Here is a 17,525-nt window from a genome sequence, read left to right as displayed (position 1 = left end):
GTTGTCGTCCGCCATCTCGGCAGACACGCGGAACTACGGCGTTCTGATCACCAAAGGAGTGCTCCATGTCCCTGACGAAATGCAGTAACCGGCTTGTGTCGGCATTGATCGAGGCGCTGATGTTCGGCGCGAAGCACGGCCATATCGAACAGTCGGAGCGGCTGCTTGCCGCGCTGCACGTGCTGCGTCCCGACTTCGTCGAATTGCATGCTTACGACGCGTGGCTGATGATCCGCCGGCGCGATTTCGCCGAGGCCGTGCGCCTGCTGCGTCCGCTCGAGCAGCGCACGCTGCGCGGCTCGTTCGGTCCTTACGTCGCCGCGCTGCTCGCGGTGTCGCTATGCGGTCTCGACGATCCCGCATGGCGCGTCTATGCCAACGAGGTGGCGACGCGCAACGAGGACCCGGATTCCGTCGAGCTCGTGATGACCTTGATGGGCAAGCAGGGCTCGGCCGCGAAGCCCGCGGCCGAAGTGCAAATCGACCGCGGCGAGCTTCAGAAGTTGATGCAGCACCGCCATCTGCGCGCCTAGTGCAAGGAGTACCGCGATGAACGCAACGATCCCACCCATTCCACCGCTCGACGCCGCCTCCGCGGTGCGGCCCGACGAACCGGTCGGCCGCGCGGGAGCCGGCGGCGCGTCGGGTCCGGGCGCGCTGCCCGAGCCCGCCTCGGAACTCGTCGACCTGTTTCGCAGCAAGCTCGATGCGGCGCGTCTGTCGCCGCCGAGCGCCTCGCACACGCATGGTCCGTCCGCGTTGTCGGAAGTCGTGACGCAGGAGGACCATGCGGTGGCGAGCCTGCGCGGCGAGGTCGACCGATTCGCCGGCGAAGCGCCGATGATGACCGTGCAGGAAGCGGCGGCTCAGTCGATTAAGGTGCAGCTTCAGGTGTCGGAGATGGTCGGCAAGCTCTACGTCGGCGAGGCGGTTGCTCAGGGCACCAAGGGCTCCGTGCAGACGCTGATGAAGAACCAGTAGTTGGCGTGCGAACGACAGGACGGACTCAAATGGCTTCCTATTCAAAACTGGCGCGCACGGTCGTGCTGCTGTGCTGCGTGACCGCGTTGATGACCGGCTGCAGCAAGCAACTGTTCGCGCAACTGTCGGAGAGCGACGCGAACGACATGCTGGCCGTGCTGCTCGACGCGCGGGTCGACGTCTCGAAGCAAAGCGACGACGGCGGCAAGACCTGGAGCGTGGCGGTCGAAAGCGGTCAGTTCGCCCGGGCGATGGACGTGCTGCGCGCGCATGGCTTGCCGCATCAGCGCTTCCAGAATCTGGGAGACATGTTCAAGAAGGACGGACTGATCTCCACGCCGACGGAGGAACGCGTGCGCTTTATCTACGGCGTGTCGCAGCAACTCTCCGAGGTGCTGTCGCGAATCGACGGGGTGGCGTATGCGAACGTTCAGATCGTGCTGCCGAATAACGATCCCCTCGCCGCGACGGTCAAGCCGTCGTCGGCTGCGGTGTTCATCAAGTATCTGCCGGGCACCGATGTGTCGACGCTCACGCCGAATCTGAAGAACCTCGTCGTGCATGCGGTCGAGGGGCTCACCTACGACAACGTCAGCGTGACGATGGTGCCGGGTTCGGCGGCGCCCGAGCCGCCGCCGCCGGTTGCGCCGGGCGTGCCGCAGGAGTGGTTGTGGGCCGGCGGAATCGCCGGGGCTGCCGCGCTGGCCGCCGCGCTGGCGTATCTCGCCCGCCGCTTCGGCGCGGCGCTGAAGGGCATGGGCACGCGCTTGCGCGGGCGCACCGGCGGGGCGGCGACGTGAGCGTGAGCGGCGCGCAGGCAGCGGCGGCCGCCATCGAGACCGGCGTTGACATGCCGGACCCGCGGCGCCAGCTTCGGTGGCTGCATTCCTACGAAGCGCGTGTTGCCGACGCGGCGGCCCGCTTCGGCGAGCGGCAATGCCGGCGTTGGGGCGTGCCGTTCACCGGCCGCGCGCGCCGCGACGCCTACGCGGCGCGCGACCTATGGCTCGGCTCGCCGCTGCCGCTCAGCGCCTACGCGCCGCGCGCGAACCGGCTTGCGTTGCTCGACGCGGCGTCGCTGCGTCCGGTGCTCGCTGCGCGCGCGATCTATCCGTCGCGCGGCACGCTGCGCCGGATCGTGTCGGGCGCGCGGCGTCGCGCGCTCGCCGATGTGTTAGGGGAACATGCGCTGGCCGCGCTCACGCAGTTGGGCGTGAACGCATCGACGGCCAGCGCGCCGCTTCCCGCCGATCTGTCCGTCGATGCGCTGGTCGGCGCCGGGCGCGCGCTGTTCGAACGCGACGAAGCCTGGCCGCTTGCGCCGGCGCGCAGATTGATCGGCTTGACGTTGGACGCCGACGCCGATGATGGGACCGATTACGCCGATTCCACCGATTGCGCTCGTCCAGGCGAAGCGCCGACGTCCGATGCCGGGCTCGCGGCGGAGGACCAATCCGAAGAATTTCTATACGCGGCCTGCATGCTGTTTCCGGAGCTGACATGGTTATTTGGCTAAGAGCGCAACAGGGCGGCATCGGCATCGAGCGCGATGTCGTGCGAGCAGCGGAACTGGCGCAGTTGATCGAACTGGATCGCGCGTCAGGCCACTTCGAACGGCGTGCCGACGAACTGCTCGCGAGCGCGCGGCGCGAGGCCGAAACGATACAGCGCGCGGCCGAGGAAGAGGCTGAGCGCGTATTGCGCGCCGCGCAAACGAAATACGACAACGCCGCGCGCCTGGGTTACGAGGCCGGACGCCGTCGCGCGATCCGCGAAGCGCATGAAGCGATGCTGCACGGCGCGGCGTCCGAGCGCGATCTGCTGGTGGCGTTGCGCGAGCGCATTGCCGACATCGTCATGCGCACCGTCACGCGGGTGTTGGGCGAAGCCGAGCGCGACGCGTTGTTCGCGCAGATCGCGGTGGGATTGTCGCGCAGCCTCGAAGGCACATCGTTTCTCACCGTGCGCGTCGCCGAATGCGACCTCGACGAGGCGACGCGCGCGTTTCGGCGCGTGTGCGACGAGCATCGCTGGCCGGTGAATCCCGAGGTGGTGAGCGACGCCGAGGCGGAGCCCGGCAGTTGCGTGTGCGAATGGGACCACGGTCTGATTGAAGCGGGACTGCCGATGCAGTTGCGCGCGATTGCAAGCGCGATACGACGCGTGACGCGCACCGACACCGAGCCGCAGACCGCCGCCGCCGTGAACATCGCCGCCGACGAACTGCTCGACGATGCGCCGCATTTCGACGATCGGCAAATCGACGACCCGCAGTTCGATGTCCCGCATTTCGCCGACCAGCCCGCCGGAGCGCCGCAATGAACGAAGTCACCGCTTTCATCGACGCGTTGACCCAGGAGCTCGCCGTCTCCGACGGTACGACGCGTCACGGCAAGGTGGTCGAAGCCGTCGGCACCTTGCTGAAGGTCGGCGGGCTCGACGCGACGCTCGGCGAGCAATGCGAGCTGCGCGATGCGCGCGGCGTGCTGCTGCAACGCGCCGAAGTGGTCGGCTTCACGCGTCAGTTCGCGCTGCTCGCGCCGTTCGGCAGCGTCGCCGGCCTGTCGCGCACCACGCGCGTCACCGGGCTCGGGCGTCCGCTGTCGGTGCCGGTCGGCGAGATGCTGCTCGGACGCGTGGTGGACGGCCTGGGCGAACCGATCGACGGCCTTGGGCCGTTGCACTGCGACGCACCGCGCCCGGTGATGGCCGCCGCGCCCGATCCGCTGAAGCGGCGCATGGTCGATACGCCGCTGCATACCGGCGTGCGGGTCATCGACGGGCTCATGACGGTGGGCGAGGGCCAGCGCGTCGGCATCTTCGCGCCCGCAGGCGTCGGCAAGAGCACGCTGCTCGGCATGCTCGCGCGCGGCGCGGCCTGCGACGTCAACGTGATCGTGCTGATCGGCGAGCGCGGCCGCGAGGTGCGCGAGTTCATCGAACTGATTCTGGGCGAAGCGGGCATGGCCCGCAGCGTGGTGGTGTGCGCGACGTCCGATCGCTCTTCGATCGAACGCGCCAAGGCGGCTTATGTGGGCACCGCGATCGCCGAGTACTTTCGCGATTGCGGCTTGCGCGTGCTGCTGATGATGGACTCGCTGACGCGCTTCGCGCGCGCGCAGCGGGAGATCGGCCTGTCGGCCGGCGAGCCGCCGACGCGCCGCGGTTTTCCGCCGTCGATTTTCGCGGAACTGCCGCGCTTGCTGGAACGCGCCGGCATGGGCGAGGAGGGGTCGATTACCGCGTTCTACACGGTGCTCGCCGAGGACGAGGAAGGCAACGATCCGATCAGCGAGGAAGTGCGCGGCATTCTCGACGGACACCTGGTGCTGTCGCGCGCGATCGCGGCGCGCAACCGTTATCCGGCCATCGACGTATTGCACAGCCTGAGCCGCGTGATGACGCTGGTCGCGAGCCCCGGGCATTGCAGCGGCGCGGGGCACGTGCGCAAGCTGCTCGCCCGCTATGACGAGGTCGAATTGCTGCTGCAGATGGGCGAATATCAGCAGGGCGCCGACCCGCTCTCCGACGAAGCGATCGCGCAGCATGAGACCATCGAATCGTTCCTCGGCCAGAGCACCGAGGAACTGACCGAAGGCGAGGACAGCCACGCGTTCATCTCCGGCTTCGCGCAGTCATGAGGGCGCTCGTGATTCGCAAGTGGCGCACCATCGTCGCCGCCAAGGTCCGGCGTTGCGAGCGCATCGAGGCCGATCTCGCGCGCGAACGCGCGGCGCTCGCCGAGCGCGAGGCGCAGTTCGACGAAGCCGCGCAGGCGCATGTCGAAGCGCGGCAAAAACGCGCGGAGCACGAGGCGCGCATCGTGGCCCTGCTCGACGGCGAGGCGCGCGTCGCCACCTCCGACTATCTGTGTCACGACGCCTGGCGCGCGCCGCTGAAAGAGGCGCTGGAAGCCGCGCGCGCGGCGGAGCAAAAGCGCCGCACGGCGCTGGATCGTCAGCGGCAGAAGGTGGCCGAGGTGCAAGCCGCGCTCGCGCGCGCGCAAGCCGCGGTGGACGAATGCCGCCGCAAGCTCGATACCCTGGTGCGGGCCGCCGCCACGGCCGCCGAACTCGCCGCCGACGAGGAAGCCGCGGAAAACCTGCTGGCGCGCCGTTACGCGAGGTAGCCGATGACACATGATTTTCACGCGTGGTCCGAGGCCCTGCTCGGCTTTTTCGAGGCGTATCACAACCTCATCATCATGCTGATGCTCACGGGCATCCGCATCATGGTGACGTTCATCCTGCTGCCCGCGACGAGCGATACCGCGTTGCCCGGCACCGCGCGCAACGGCGTGGTGTACGTGCTGACGATGTTCGTCGCGGCGGGCCAGGTTCCGCAGGCGTTCGATTCGCTCAACAGCGCGGCGCTGCTGGTGCTGGCCTGCAAGGAAGCGTTTCTCGGTTTCGCGTTCGGCTATTGCGCCGCGCCGGTGTTCTGGATCGCGCAGTCGCTCGGCACCTTGATCGACGACCTCGCCGGCTTCAACAACGTGCAGATGACCAACCCGTTGCGCGGCGATCAAAGCACGCCGGTTTCCACGCTGCTGCTGCAACTCGTCGTGACGCTCTTCTATGTCGGCGGCGGCATGCTGTTCGTGCTGGGCGCGCTCTTCCAATCGTTCAAATGGTGGCCGCCGTATGTGTTGTATCCGTCGCTCTCCAATTCGGCCGAGACGTTTCTGATCCAGCGCACCGACACGATCTGGACCGCGCTCGCCAAGCTCGGCACGCCGGTGATGCTGGTGCTGGTGCTGGTCGATCTCGGCCTCGGCATCGTCGCGCGCGCGGCCGACAAGCTCGAACCGAGTTCGCTCAGTCAGCCGCTGCGCGGCGTGATCGGCGTGCTGATGCTGATCGCGCTAGTCGCGGTGTTCGCTTCACAGGTTGTCGGCGACGTGCAACTCGGTGGTCTATCGGCGGCATTGGCGAAAGGCATGCTGCCGGAACCGGCGCACTGAACATTGTTGTGAAGTCCCCTGCGGATTGTTGAGTTTTGTTGAGCACGATGTCTCTACCATGGTTTCCGTGCCCGGCGAATTGTCGGGGCCACAGGTTCTCAGGGCGGATCGCATGGTCCGCCACATCGGTCACTCCTGAGGTGGAACCATCATGTTTTCGACAATCTATTTCGCTCTGTCGTCGGGGCTCGCGCAGAAGAACCGTTTGCCGGCGTATGCGGCCGCCATGCTCGACGGCGCGTCGGAACGCGGCTATTGCCTCGTCGACGACGTGCTTGAACGCCCGTCGCACAAACTGGACGACGCGGACGTCGCGCGTCTCGTCGCCGTAGCCGATGCATCGCTTCTGCTCGGCTACGAGCAGGATGCCGAAGAGATGTACCGGCGCGCTCAGAAGACGATCGTCGGCGACGACGACCGTCTGCGCATCATGTCGTGCCGCAACACCGGCTGGCAATTGATGATGCGTGACCGCTACGCGGCCACCGCCAAGTGCTTTGCGCGCATCGTCCAGGACGAGGCGGCGAGTCCCGCGGAGGTTCTCGAAGCATTGATCGCCTCGGCCATGGTGCAACATCAGGTGGGACGTCAACGCGATGCGGACGACGCGCTCGTGCAAGCCGCCGAACTCGCCGACATGCATGAGGAACCCGGCTGGCGGCTCGTGATCGCGCTGCTCGCCCGCGAATTCGACGTGCAATTGCGCATTCGCACGGCGACCACGCTGAGCGATCACGCCTTCTGGAGTTCGGCGCACGTGACGCGTGCGCAAAGTGCCGGCGACCGCGCCGAAGTGACGCGCAAACTCACCGAGACAACGGTCCTGATGTCGCCGATGCCCGCGCTTCTCGCGCAGCGCCACGAGTATCTGGAACAGCTTGCGGCGCTCGCGCGCGGCGAGCGCATTGCGGCCGCGCCGCTCTTCGACGCGATCAGCCGGCCGCAGCATTTTCGCGGCGCGGGCCAGGCGTTTCTCGCGAAGCTGGACATCGTGCTCGCCGGACTGGCCGGCGGACTCGACGATGTCGCCGACTCGGTGCTCGCCAAGATCAGCCGCGCCGAAGCCGATACCGGCACGCGCCGCTGCAATTTCGACTACCTGTATTGCGTCTCGAAGATCGCGGTATGGCGCGGCAATCCGACCGAGGCGCTCAAGCTTTACGCGAGCTACGCGTCGGAAGCGTTGCGCTGCCTGCGCAGCGAGACGCCGGGCCTCGGCGCGATTCAATCGCCGGCGAGCCGCGCGCTGCCTGCGGACGACGTTTCAGCGCGCCTGCCCGCGAAGTATCGCCGCGCGTATCGCTACATCATCGAAAACCTCGATCGCGCCGATTTGAATACGCGCGAAATCGCCTCGCAGATCGACGTCACCGAGCGCGCGCTGCAACTGGCTTTCAAGCGTTCGATCGGCATGTCGCCCGGTGCGCTGATCCGCAAGCTGCGGCTCGAAGGCATTCGCAACGACCTGTTGAACGACGAGCGCATGCAAGGCTCGATTTTCGATACGGCAAGCCGCTGGGGTGTGAAAAGCCGTTCCGCGCTCGCGAAGGGTTATCGCCGCGAGTTCAACGAATCGCCGTCCGAGACGATCCATCGTTAAGCGGAGCCGCCATGAAAGCTATCGTTTCCGCCCGTCGCGGCGCGGCTCTCCGTGTGCGCACGCTGTGCGCGGCCCTCGTCGCAGCCGGCGCGCTGGCTGCGTCGTTGCCGGCTCATGCAGAACGTGTCGCGTGGCAGGGCACACGCTTCGAATACGTCGCGGACCATAAAGACCTGAAGGACGTGCTGCGCGATTTCGGCGCGAGCCAGCATGTGATGACGTGGATCTCGCCGCATGTCGAAGGCAGCGTGTCGGGCCGGTTCAACGCCGCGCCGCAGCGCTTTCTCGATCAGATGGCCGAGTCGTTCGGCGTGCTCTGGTATTACGACGGCTCCGTGCTGCGCATCTACGGCGCCAACGAAGCCCGCAGCGCGACGCTCGGTCTGACCCACGCGGGCACCGAGGACTTGCGGCGCGCGCTCGGGCGCTTGCAGATCGACGATCCGCGCTTTCCGGTGCGCTATGACAGCGTGTCCGGCACGGCGGTGGTGTCCGGGCCGCCGCGCTTCGTCGAACTGGTGACCGATGTCGCGCATCTGATCGATCACAAATCGGTGTCCGGCGCGAAGGTGGTCGTGCAACGCTTTCCGCTGCACTACGCATGGGCGACCGACCGGACCATCACCATCAACGGCCGCGGCGTGACCGTGCGAGGCGTCGCGTCGTTGCTGCGCACGCTGTATGGCCAGGGGGTGCCCGCCAACGGCGACGCGGGCGGCGATCCGCCGCCGGCGCGGCGCGACGCCTACCGCGTGCCGAGCGTGCGCGAGATGCAGGACGACGGCATGACGACCGGCGCGACGCGAACGCAAGGGGGCTCGCACCTGCCGCCGTTGCCGACGCTGCCCGGCCTCGGCGCGGCGCAGTCGTATGCGGGCTCGGGCGACGGCGCGGTGCCGCCGCCTGCCGGGAATATCGCGGATGCCGGCATGGAGCCCGCCTCGGCGCGCGACAACAACGGCACGGCGCTGTCCACGGCGGGCCGCGCGAGGCAGAGTTCCGCTGCGCGCGGCGCGCCGACCATCGAGGCGGATTCGCGCAGCAATTCGATCCTGGTGCGCGACCGCGCGGAGAACATGGCCGCGTTCGGCACGCTCATCGAATCGCTCGACACGCGGCCGGGCATTCTCGAAATCGACGCCAGCATCATCGAGATCACGGACAACGCGTTGCAGGAACTCGGCGTCGACTGGCGGCTGCATTCCGGGCACGTCGACATTCAGACCGGCAATGGCCAGCAATCGCAGACCAGCAACCCCGGTTCGCTCAATCCGCAGGGCTTTGGCAACCCGCTCGACGCGGCCACCGCGGGCGTGCTGGCGACGCCGGCGGGCGGTGTGCTGACCGCCGTGGTCGGCGGCGCGGGACGCTATCTGCTGACTCGCATCAGCGCGATGCAGCAGACCGACCAGGCGCGCATCACGGCGAGCCCGAAAGTCGAGACGCTCGACAATGTCGAGGCGTTGATGGACAACAAGCAGACTTTCTATGTGCAGGTGTCCGGGTATCAGTCGGCGGACCTGTATAGCGTTTCAGCGGGCGTGTCGCTGCGCGTGCTGCCGTCGATCGTGAGCGCGGGCAATGGCGAGCAGATTCGCATGGACGTGCATATCGAGGACGGCAAGCTCACCGACCAGCAAGTCGGGCAGTTGCCGGTCGTGAGCAACAGCACGATCGACACGCAGGCGCTGATCAACGAGGGCGACAGTCTGCTGATCGCGGGCTATTCGGTGGATCAGGACGATCACACCGAAACGGCGGTGCCTGGGCTTTCGAAGATTCCGTTGATAGGCGGCTTGTTCCGCTATCGCAAGCATCAGGGACAGCGGTTTCAGCGGCTGTTTCTGTTGACGCCGCGGGTGTTGTCGGCGGCGGCGGGCGGGCCTGCGAACGGGGCGCCGGGTGGTGCGGATGGCGTGCCTGGCGGTAACGGGGATGGGGCGGGCTTTGCGCCGCCACCGCCGCCGCCCTCGGGTGCGATGAATCTTCCTGGTCAGTCTGGTGCGGCTCGTGTCGCGCAACTCGTCGGGTTGCCGCCGCGGCGAATGGGCGGTGCGGGCGGTGCGGGCGGCAACGTCAGCACGGCTTCGGACGACAAGCATTGAGTCGATGCGGTCGGCGAGACGCGTGGGATTGTGGGGGCTCGCCTGAGTACGGCGGGCCGGCCAAGGTTGTGCCGGTCAGTTTGGGCTGGCCCCTAACGCTTGCTTTGCATTGCGCCGCTCGAACGAACCTTTGAAGATCAGATAGGTGCTGGAACAGGTCACGCCCAAGGAGAGGAACAGGAGCGTGCTCCAGTGGAATGCTCCGCCCAATGCAAGCTCGAATCCATAGGTGGCGAGAGGAACGACGCTGAGGCATAGCATTGTCGCAATCGGTTCGCAGCGCTGCATGCCCAATTGCAGGAGATACATGGGACCAACGACGCCGAAGCAGGCGATCAGAAAATCGCGCGCGAGATGGCTTGCATCGATATGCACGCCGCCATGGAACATGAGCAAAGCCAATGCGACGAGATAGGTGCCGTGAAATCGGTGTGCGAGGATGATTTGAGGCGAAATGCCCAACGCGTCGGCTTTCCGCGACCAGATCGCTACCAGTGCCGCACCGCCGCCCGCCATGAGCGCAAGCGCGAGTCCGAGACCGTCTGCAATCGTGTACGTCTGCATAGTCGTTGTTGCGGAAAAAACCGCGCACGCCAGGACGATCGTCGCCACTGCCAATTCTCGCCACTGACCGCTGCCGTTCCGCAAAGATCGTGAAAAGATCACGATCCACAGCGGGCCAACGGCAGCCTCGACCAGACTCGCTACCGAAGCCTGGGTGAGGGAAATAGAGGCGTAGAAGGCAACGAACGCAACGGCTGTCCCTATGTTCAATAACGCCAATGGTGCGATGTCTTTTTTCTTGATGTTCTGTTTTTGTTTCCTTGCCAGCAAGAAGTAAAAGACCGTGCAGGAGAGAAACGCGAGGATGACGAATAGCAGGTTCGACGGTCTGTCCATTGTTCTGGATACGTAGCCGTATGAGAAGGCTTGCATGACGACCGAGGCGATGATGTACAGGAAATATTTCATTGGTTTTGTCTCGTGTTGCGCAAATGCCGTGGATGCCTTGCTCGTCATCAATTGCGTGCGGCGGGAACGTGAGATTCGCGCTGCGGCCGATCAAAACCGTTGCAATGAACTACTTTGACTTCACCGATTTTCATAAACAATCAGGCGCTCCTGCTTCTCCTGTCGGAGAGCATCACATAACCGGTAGTAGAACCGGCAGTCGCGTAAATACCGCGAAATATGCCTTCCGTTTTCCCAAACGAATGCGGCCCGCACAATGTGCGGGCCGCATTCTTACTACGACCTGAAAAACCCTATCTATCTATCGTCAGGCAATACGCCGATGGTTGTCGGCGAGATAACTGAGCAACAGCGTATCGAGCGTGTTCGGCGGCGGTCCCGCCTGCTGAGTCTTCTCGTCCTTTTCCTTCTCCTTCGAGTCGTCCGTTTTTTCCTTGGAGTCGGTCTTGGTTTCGGTCTTCCCGTCGCGCTCGTGCCCGTCGGCCCCGCCGTTCTTCGGTGTTTCACCTTCCGCCGAACGGGTTTCATGCGAGCCTTCCGAGCCGCGACGTCCACCGCGCCGGCCGGTGCCGCCAGGCACCATCGAGGCAAGCGCCAGCACGTCGCCGCCCGTGGTGGCTGCCGTGGTGGGGTCGCCGCCGCTGCTCATCAGCTTCTCGCCGACTTTCTGCGCGCCCTGGCCCACTTCCAGTTCGGTGACCGACTTGACGACCTTGCCGACGCCGCCATGCATGGCGGCCGCGATGGTTTCATCGAGCTGGGCGTTGCCGATATGCGCCGCGGCGAGCGTCGAGGCCACGACAGTCGCCCCCAGCCCTTCGGGCGTCAGGTCGGCGGCGACCTGGATCGCATCCTCGCCGACCTTCGCGAGGTCGTTCATCATCCCGTGGAGGTCGCCATGCGCGAGATCCTTCAATGCGCTCACGGAACCCGACACGACACCTTCGACGGACGACACCAGGTCCTCCGCCGCGGCATCGAGGCCCTTGTTGACATCGCTCTTGACGGTCTCGACTTCCTTTTCGACGCTATTCAACACCTTGTCGAAACCCTTGCCGAGATGCAGTCCCTGCAAACCCTCGAGCGTGGCCTCCGCGCTCGCGGTGGCCGCGTCCGTCGCCGTCTTGCCGACATCCTCGGCCGTCTTCAGCAGGTCTTGCATCGCCAGCTTCAGATTGCCCTGCATCAACGCCTCGGTCATTGCCAGTGCATCCTGGAACACCTTCTTGAGGTCGTTCTCCAGCGAGTGGGCCACATGCTCGACGCCGTGCACGACTGCCTTCGCAGCCTTCTCGATATCGTGGCCAAGATGCTGGAACGCATGCTTGATCTTTGAAAATATACTCATTGTGTGCTCCTCAATGCGCGCGGCCCACGCGAGCGGGGCCGTTCAGATGGCGTCGTGGCGAGGCCGCGCGACGAAGTGGATGAAGGTGCTTCAGGTCTTCGACGTTTGCTCGTTCATCGCCTTGGTGAGCAGCGGCAGCAATTGCGACAGCAGCTTGAGCAACTCGTTGGTGAGCGTGCTCGGATCGGTCGTGCCGTTCGTGTTGTTGTTCGAGCCGTCCGTGCTGTTCGTGCTGGTGTTGCCCGGATCGGTGCTCGGATCATCCGTGCTGCTCGGATCGGTGTCGCCGCTGTCCGAACCGTCGGTTTGCGACGAGCCCTGAAGCTGTTGCAACAACTGGATCACTTCGGACAGCAACTGCTGGATCTGCGAGGTCTGATCGCCGCCGCCCTTGCTCGGGTCGCCGCCGCCGCCGGCCTGGTTGCCGCCTTGCGCGCCTTCGATCTGTTGCAGCAGCTTGAGCAGATCATCGACGATCTGTCCGGTCTGCTTGTCGAGCCCCTGGCCGTTTTGCGACGACTGTTGCAGCATCTTCAGGATCTGCTGCAACAGCGACATGATCTGGCTTTGCACGTCGTTCGAATTGTTGCTGGAATCGACGGTGTTATCGCCCGACGTATCCTGCGTCGAACTAGGGTCCTGGGTCGAGCTCGGATCTTGCGTCGAGCCCGGATCTTGCGTCGAGCCCGGATCCTGTGTGGAGCCCGGATCTTGCGTCGAGTTATCGTCGCCGCCCGTGGACGTGTTGCCGCTCTGCGAGCTGCCGCCCAGCTTCTGTTCGATGATCGCGAGAATCAGTTCGAGCAGCTTCTCGATATCGTTGTTGCTGAGCTTGCCGCCGCCTTGCAGATCCGACTCCAGTTGCTGGATATCGGCCTGAATGGCACTGTTGCCCGAGTCGTTGGTAACCTTGCTCATGAATAGCCTCTTACAGTAGACGATGAGAGAAGCGCAGCGGCTTGAGCACGCTGCGCGTATGAAATCCTGGTGGCCGCGCGACGGTCGCAGCATGGCAACCGTCCCGTAACCAAGCGTAAGAGACTCGATGGGTCGGGCTGTTTCGGTAAACGAAACACCAAGCGTGGCGGCGAATTGACGGGGATGGCGTCGCAGGGCAGAGGAGCCCACGGGGGGAGAGACGATGCGGCGCCGCGCGAAACGCGCGGCGCCGCCATGACCGGTGAACCGGCAACCGATCAACGATCAGGAACGTTCAGGAACGTTCAGGAACCCTCGGGCTCCGGCGGCGCGACCGGCCGCTCCGCGCGCAGCACGCTCAACTGACGCGGATGGGAGACCTCGGTGACGCGTTGCAGCGTCGCGAGGAAACTCGGTCCGAGCGTGCGCGACGTGCCGTTCGTTTCGAGCGTGTACAGGAAGCGGTTATCCCAACTGTCGTCCGCCTCGAGCAGCGTGGCGATCTGCGCATTGCGCGTGTTGATTTCCGCAGCCTCGCGCGCGTCCGGCCTGGCGCCAGGCTGAACCACCGCGTCGCGCAATTCGCGCAGCACGTTGATCTTGCGCGCGGCGTCGGGCTTGAGCCAGACACGCTCCGCAAAGAGCTGATTGCCGCGGTCGGCGTCGTGCTCGGCGCGCGCGAGATACTCGTCGATCGGCTCGGGTTGCGCGGCGCCCGCGGGCTGCCTGTTGTACGTGTCGTCCCAGGAGGCGCGGCGGCTGTCCACATAGCGCTTGAACTCCTTCATGCTCGTGAAGGTGGTGTCGCGATAGCTGAGCGATGCGTCGATGTGACCGTCTTCCTCGGCGATTCGCCATGTCGAGCCGGTTTCCGATTGCAGCACCGTGGTGCCGAAGCCGACGATCGAGACATTGGGCAGCACGACCGATTTCACATGGCCGGTCTCGTCGGAGAAATTGCCTTGCGGCGCGAGGCCGGCGACGAGCGTCGCCGATGCAGCCGCCATCCGCGAGCTACTGCTGCCCGCGAACTCGGCTTTCAACGGACCGGTTTCCTGGCGGCGCGTGCGCGTGAACCAGGTCTTCGTGCCGCCCGCCTGCAGCGACGGGCCGATCTTGTATCCATCGTGTTCGTAACGGGCACCGGCCGACGCGCTGACCGTCGTCGAAAGCGATTGCGCCTTGGAGTCGAGCCAGTTCACCGACACGTCCGGGTCCTTGTAGAACGAGTGCGCAATGGCGTCCCACATCGACCCCGCGTCGCGCGGCAGACCGTGGTTCGATCCGCTCGCGGTTGCCGCGTCGATCACGCCGAGCATCTTCGCGCGCCACGGGTCGGGCTCGCCCGCGGGCTGCTGCCCGGCCGGCAACGTGCCGGTCGGCTGAAGCCGCGCGCGCACCATCACGCCCTTCGGCTGCGACATGTCGAACACGGCCGGCAGGACTTGCGCCGAACCGATCACCTGGAAGCTCTTGTGAAACAGATTGACGCCGCCTGCCGCGCTCACGCCCGCATGCGACGCCCAGCGTCGATCGCTGCCGACGAACAGTTGCCCGTGATTCGCCGACGAACCGCCGTTGATCATCGCGTGGCGGCCGTGGATGACCTTGACGTCGGGCCCGGCGAGCACGAACGGCAGCTTGCTCGCGCCCGGCAAGTTGAGCAGTTCGGCCACGCCGGTGTTGATGCCGAACTGGCCGCCGTCCGACAGACGCACGTCGTAGGTCATGCGCGGTTCGGTGATCACGCGCTTGAAGTTATCGAGCACGGTTTGCGGCGTGGACGTGTCGGGCAACGCCTCGCCGTTTCGTTCGAGCGTCTTGAGTTGCGTCAGCGCGGTTTTCAGCCTGGCGGCCGTCGAGGCCGCGCTCTCCCGCGAGGCGGCGATCTGGCCGCCCGGGCCGGATGCCTCATGCGGGTCGTCCGCGATGTCTTCCAGCTCTGGGTCCAGCATTTCTTCCGGGACGATTTGCAGTCTGCCGGACGGGATGGCTTCGCGCGGCTGCCTGGATTCCAACTGGTCGATCAAGCCTGTCAGCGTATCGGTCGTGAGCCGCGAGCCGGCGCGTGATTTCAGCGCGGCATATTCCGGACTGAGCTTGATCTCGCCTTCGCTCACGCCCGCCAACGCGGCGGCGCGCGCGGCGATCGCGTGCCGCATGTGCTTCGGCACCTTCGTCTGATCGCGCCAACCTTTGTGCGCCACGCGCTGATACCAGGCTTCCAGCGTGGCCGCTTGCACGGCGTCGGCAATGCGCGGCTCGAGCGGTCCCGCGCTCCGCGTTTGCGCGCGCTCCGCCAGCGCGCCGGCCAACTGCCAGATCACGTCGGCCTTCTGCAAATCGTCCTCGGGATGGCGCAGGCTCGCGCCGCCGGTGCCGAGCGCAAGTGCGGACATCGGCGACTTGTTGAAGCCGAACATGCGCCTCAGATTGGCGAGCATGCCCGGCTGGCTCGCGCGCCGCGCGTAGCGCGACAGCTTCATCAGGCGGTGCTGGGTGCGCGCGAGCGGCGTGCCGGGTCCCTCGTGCGTGAAGCCGCAGCGCCAGGTGAAATAGGCGGACTTCAGGTGTCCCTGCGGTTCGGCGGCGGGGTCCTCGGCGAGTTGCAGCGCCGCGATCAGCGCCTTCGCCGGCACGCTCACGTCGCCGTTCATCCGCAATGGCGCGGGGACGCCCGTGATGCCCGTCGGACGCTCGTGCTCGGGGAGCGCGGCGAGAGCGAGGCGCACCACGTCGTCCATGTTGCTGGGAGGCGGATGGCCTTCGGGCAGCGCGGCGATCAACGCGTTGGCCGCGCGCAGCGACAGTTTGGTCGCGTCGTCGCGCACCGCTCGCGCGACCGGGTCCGCATCCGTCGCGATGCCGCCGCGCAGTTCACTCAACGCGCCGTAGCCGAGCGATGACGCGGCGAGCCGGCGCGCCAGTTCGAACGCTCCGCCTTGCACTTCCAGCAGCGAAGCCGCGCCGGTGAGATCCTGGAGCGCCGCGCGCGCGGGCTCGGCGTTCGCGCCGAACGCCTGATGCAGACGGCGCAGCACCAGTTCCTGCCGGGCTGACGCTTCGAGTTGCGCCCCTGCATCGGCGTCATCAGGTGCGCCGAGATGCTGCCGCAAATAGCCGGCGATGTCCTGCGGGAGCTGGCGTTGCGCCGCCGGTCCAGCGGGATTGAACAGTTGGGCCGCAGTGGCTTCCGCGCCGCCTATGCCGACGATATTCGCGACCGGCGCGCCCTTCGTCGCGCCCGCCAGCGCGAGGGCGGCGTTGTGCTTGTGCTTCGCGACGGCCGAGGGCGGCGTCGCATTCGGATCGGGCTGATGCCGCTGATCCGGCGTCACCCCGACGCGCGCGCGCGCGGGCGTGGGCCGCGTGCGCGTGATGCTGCCGAGCAGCGAGTTCGAGATCGTGACGGGCCGCGGCGCGAGCTTGCGTTTCATGTTCGCCCAGAAACTATCGTTGCGCCGGCTCGTGGCGGGCCGCGTCGGCTCCGGTCGCGCGGGAGAGGTGGCGTTCGGCGCGGTGTCGACGCTGACTTCGTCGGTGGCGACGGTCGAGTGCGCGCGGTTCGAACTGGATACGTTAGGAGGGTTCATGGGCGTCGTGTTGAAGAGTGGACGTTGCACGCAGGCGGCCGCGGCTTGCGCGAGTCTCGCGGCGGCTCGCAGGAATGCAAGGTCGAAGCAAGGGCGCCGGGGTATCGACAGGGTAGCGGCGTGAAGCATCGACCTTGGGCCGGCCGCTGCGAAATGCCGTGCGTGCTGGCGAAATCACGCGCGATGCGTTGGCGCGGCCGAAAAACCGGAAGTTTCGTTGCGGTCGATATGGTTTCGCCGCTGGGCCGGGCGTGACATATACGGTCCCGATAATCGGCGAGATTGGAGGAGGAACGACGATGGACTTCAGGAGCTTCGTGAGGAATACGACCGCGGTGCTGCGCGGCACGCCGCACACGTCGACCACAGTGGTGCCGACCGCGAGTCCCGTTGGATCGACGGGAGCGGGCGCGCCGCCACCGTCGTCGTCGGGCGGCGCGCGCGCGGGCATCAAGGCCGGCTTCTCGGCCACGCGCGAGCGCTTCAAGAGCCTGCTTGGATTGAGCCGTCCGCCCTACGCGTCACCCAAGGTGCCGACGGATCGCCGCGCGCTCGTGGAGACCGAGTGGCGCATGCCGTTCGTGCGCGCGAACAGGTTCGGGCGCTCCTTTCCGGCACAAGCCGTGCGGATCGCGCCGCAGAAACCGGCTAGTCCGCTCGATCCGTCCGGCGCGTGGGGCGAGGCGAGCAAGGCGGGCCCGGCGCCGGGTACGAGCGCATCCGCCCAGCGGCGCGCGTCGAAGGCGCAGCGCATGCTGGCCAAGACCATCGGCAAGTTCACGGCGAAGCGCGCGGACAAGTCGGCGAACGCCGACGCCGCGCACGCAAATCGACGCCCGCGCGATGCGGCCGAACTCGAGCATTGGCTGAATCATCGGGAGGGGCTGGATAGCTGGGTGCGGGAGTATTTCAGCGCGGCGCGCGGCAGCGGGGCGGGGACGGCAAGCGGGGTGCGCGAGGAGGGTGATGTTAACGAGGGGAGTGAAGTCGACGGGGGTGACGACGTTCACGGGAGCAACCATGTTCACGGGAGCAACCATGTTCA

The 17,525-nt window shown here is 66.3% G+C and carries 15 protein-coding genes; 10 read left to right on the top strand and 5 right to left on the bottom strand.

The features are described 5' to 3' along the window. The first annotated feature begins 65 nt into the window (after window positions 1–65). The 10 genes from CUJ90_RS22230 to sctC all read left to right on the top strand — a co-directional run bounded on the left by CUJ90_RS22230 (window position 66) and on the right by sctC (window position 9,649). Window positions 66–533 (top strand): HrpB1 family type III secretion system apparatus protein, encoded by a 468-nt coding sequence (locus CUJ90_RS22230; protein WP_073431571.1) that lies wholly within the window; start codon window positions 66–68, stop codon window positions 531–533. Between the two features lie 16 nt (window positions 534–549). Then, complete coding sequence (locus tag CUJ90_RS22225; RefSeq protein WP_073431570.1) at window positions 550–981, top strand: hypothetical protein; 432 nt, start codon at window positions 550–552, stop codon at window positions 979–981. A 29-nt stretch (window positions 982–1,010) separates the two neighbouring features. After that, window positions 1,011–1,781, top strand: coding sequence for a type III secretion system inner membrane ring lipoprotein SctJ (gene sctJ, locus CUJ90_RS22220; RefSeq protein ID WP_083082848.1), 771 nt, complete (start codon window positions 1,011–1,013; stop codon window positions 1,779–1,781). Beyond that, the gene (locus CUJ90_RS22215; RefSeq protein WP_114163946.1) at window positions 1,778–2,497 is read left to right on the top strand and encodes a type III secretion protein HrpB4; all 720 of its coding nucleotides are present in this window, start codon (window positions 1,778–1,780) and stop codon (window positions 2,495–2,497) included. Before sctJ ends, CUJ90_RS22215 begins: the two co-directional genes overlap by 4 nt. Beyond that, complete coding sequence (gene sctL, locus CUJ90_RS22210; RefSeq protein ID WP_083082845.1) at window positions 2,482–3,303, top strand: type III secretion system stator protein SctL; 822 nt, start codon at window positions 2,482–2,484, stop codon at window positions 3,301–3,303. The genes CUJ90_RS22215 and sctL overlap by 16 nt, the downstream gene beginning before the upstream one ends. Continuing rightward, window positions 3,300–4,622 carry a type III secretion system ATPase SctN gene (gene sctN / locus CUJ90_RS22205; RefSeq protein WP_073431566.1) on the top strand — a complete coding sequence of 441 codons (1,323 nt, stop codon included), beginning with the start codon at window positions 3,300–3,302 and terminating at the stop codon, window positions 4,620–4,622. The genes sctL and sctN overlap by 4 nt, the downstream gene beginning before the upstream one ends. Window positions 4,623–4,630: 8 nt before the next feature. Then, complete coding sequence (locus CUJ90_RS22200; RefSeq protein ID WP_186813999.1) at window positions 4,631–5,110, top strand: hypothetical protein; 480 nt, start codon at window positions 4,631–4,633, stop codon at window positions 5,108–5,110. A 3-nt stretch (window positions 5,111–5,113) separates the two neighbouring features. After that, window positions 5,114–5,944, top strand: coding sequence for a type III secretion system export apparatus subunit SctT (gene sctT, locus CUJ90_RS22195; RefSeq protein ID WP_073431564.1), 831 nt, complete (start codon window positions 5,114–5,116; stop codon window positions 5,942–5,944). Window positions 5,945–6,095: 151 nt separating this feature from the next. Further along, window positions 6,096–7,544: a helix-turn-helix transcriptional regulator gene (locus CUJ90_RS22190; protein ID WP_073431563.1), complete on the top strand. Its 1,449-nt coding sequence runs from the start codon at window positions 6,096–6,098 to the stop codon at window positions 7,542–7,544. A gap of 11 nt (window positions 7,545–7,555) precedes the next feature. Beyond that, on the top strand, window positions 7,556–9,649 hold the full coding sequence (gene sctC / locus CUJ90_RS22185; RefSeq protein ID WP_083082841.1) for a type III secretion system outer membrane ring subunit SctC: 2,094 nt from the start codon (window positions 7,556–7,558) through the stop codon (window positions 9,647–9,649). A gap of 75 nt (window positions 9,650–9,724) precedes the next feature. Here the strand turns inward: sctC and CUJ90_RS22180 are convergent, their stop codons facing one another. The 5 genes from CUJ90_RS22180 to CUJ90_RS33765 form a co-directional block, all read right to left on the bottom strand. Further along, the gene (locus CUJ90_RS22180; protein WP_161553717.1) at window positions 9,725–10,621 is read right to left on the bottom strand and encodes a DMT family transporter; all 897 of its coding nucleotides are present in this window, start codon (window positions 10,619–10,621) and stop codon (window positions 9,725–9,727) included. A 307-nt stretch (window positions 10,622–10,928) separates the two neighbouring features. Then, window positions 10,929–11,969 (bottom strand): hypothetical protein, encoded by a 1,041-nt coding sequence (locus CUJ90_RS22175; protein ID WP_083082837.1) that lies wholly within the window; start codon window positions 11,967–11,969, stop codon window positions 10,929–10,931. Between the two features lie 90 nt (window positions 11,970–12,059). Beyond that, entirely contained in the window at window positions 12,060–12,887 is an 828-nt protein-coding gene (locus tag CUJ90_RS22170) for a hypothetical protein (protein WP_114163945.1), read from the bottom strand. Window positions 12,888–13,192: 305 nt separating this feature from the next. Further along, a complete protein-coding gene (locus CUJ90_RS22165; protein WP_152035379.1) occupies window positions 13,193–16,480 on the bottom strand; it encodes a hypothetical protein in 3,288 nt (1,095 codons plus the stop codon). Further along, window positions 16,467–16,967, bottom strand: a complete 501-nt coding sequence (locus tag CUJ90_RS33765) for a hypothetical protein (protein WP_152035378.1) — start codon at window positions 16,965–16,967, stop codon at window positions 16,467–16,469. Before CUJ90_RS33765 ends, CUJ90_RS22165 begins: the two co-directional genes overlap by 14 nt. Window positions 16,968–17,525: the final 558 nt, after the last annotated feature.

The organism is Paraburkholderia terricola, from assembly GCF_003330825.1.
In the GTDB taxonomy this organism is placed as follows: domain Bacteria; phylum Pseudomonadota; class Gammaproteobacteria; order Burkholderiales; family Burkholderiaceae; genus Paraburkholderia; species Paraburkholderia terricola.
The sequence above is the reverse complement of the archived record's forward strand: the minus strand, read 5'-3'. Positions and strand labels throughout refer to the sequence as shown.

Excerpts from the sequence above, each read along its gene's own strand:
- CUJ90_RS22230 (WP_073431571.1), top strand. The coding sequence starts at position 66 with ATGTCCCTGACGAAATGCAGTAACCGGCTTGTGTCGGCATTGATCGAG.
- CUJ90_RS22225 (WP_073431570.1), top strand. The coding sequence starts at position 550 with ATGAACGCAACGATCCCACCCATTCCACCGCTCGACGCCGCCTCCGCG.
- sctJ (WP_083082848.1), top strand. The coding sequence starts at position 1,011 with ATGGCTTCCTATTCAAAACTGGCGCGCACGGTCGTGCTGCTGTGCTGC.
- sctL (WP_083082845.1), top strand. The coding sequence starts at position 2,482 with ATGGTTATTTGGCTAAGAGCGCAACAGGGCGGCATCGGCATCGAGCGC.
- sctN (WP_073431566.1), top strand. The coding sequence starts at position 3,300 with ATGAACGAAGTCACCGCTTTCATCGACGCGTTGACCCAGGAGCTCGCC.
- sctT (WP_073431564.1), top strand. The coding sequence starts at position 5,114 with ATGACACATGATTTTCACGCGTGGTCCGAGGCCCTGCTCGGCTTTTTC.
- CUJ90_RS22190 (WP_073431563.1), top strand. The coding sequence starts at position 6,096 with ATGTTTTCGACAATCTATTTCGCTCTGTCGTCGGGGCTCGCGCAGAAG.
- sctC (WP_083082841.1), top strand. The coding sequence starts at position 7,556 with ATGAAAGCTATCGTTTCCGCCCGTCGCGGCGCGGCTCTCCGTGTGCGC.
- CUJ90_RS22180 (WP_161553717.1), bottom strand. The coding sequence starts at position 10,621 with ATGAAATATTTCCTGTACATCATCGCCTCGGTCGTCATGCAAGCCTTC.
- CUJ90_RS22175 (WP_083082837.1), bottom strand. The coding sequence starts at position 11,969 with ATGAGTATATTTTCAAAGATCAAGCATGCGTTCCAGCATCTTGGCCAC.
- CUJ90_RS22170 (WP_114163945.1), bottom strand. The coding sequence starts at position 12,887 with ATGAGCAAGGTTACCAACGACTCGGGCAACAGTGCCATTCAGGCCGAT.
- CUJ90_RS22165 (WP_152035379.1), bottom strand. The coding sequence starts at position 16,480 with ATGAACCCTCCTAACGTATCCAGTTCGAACCGCGCGCACTCGACCGTC.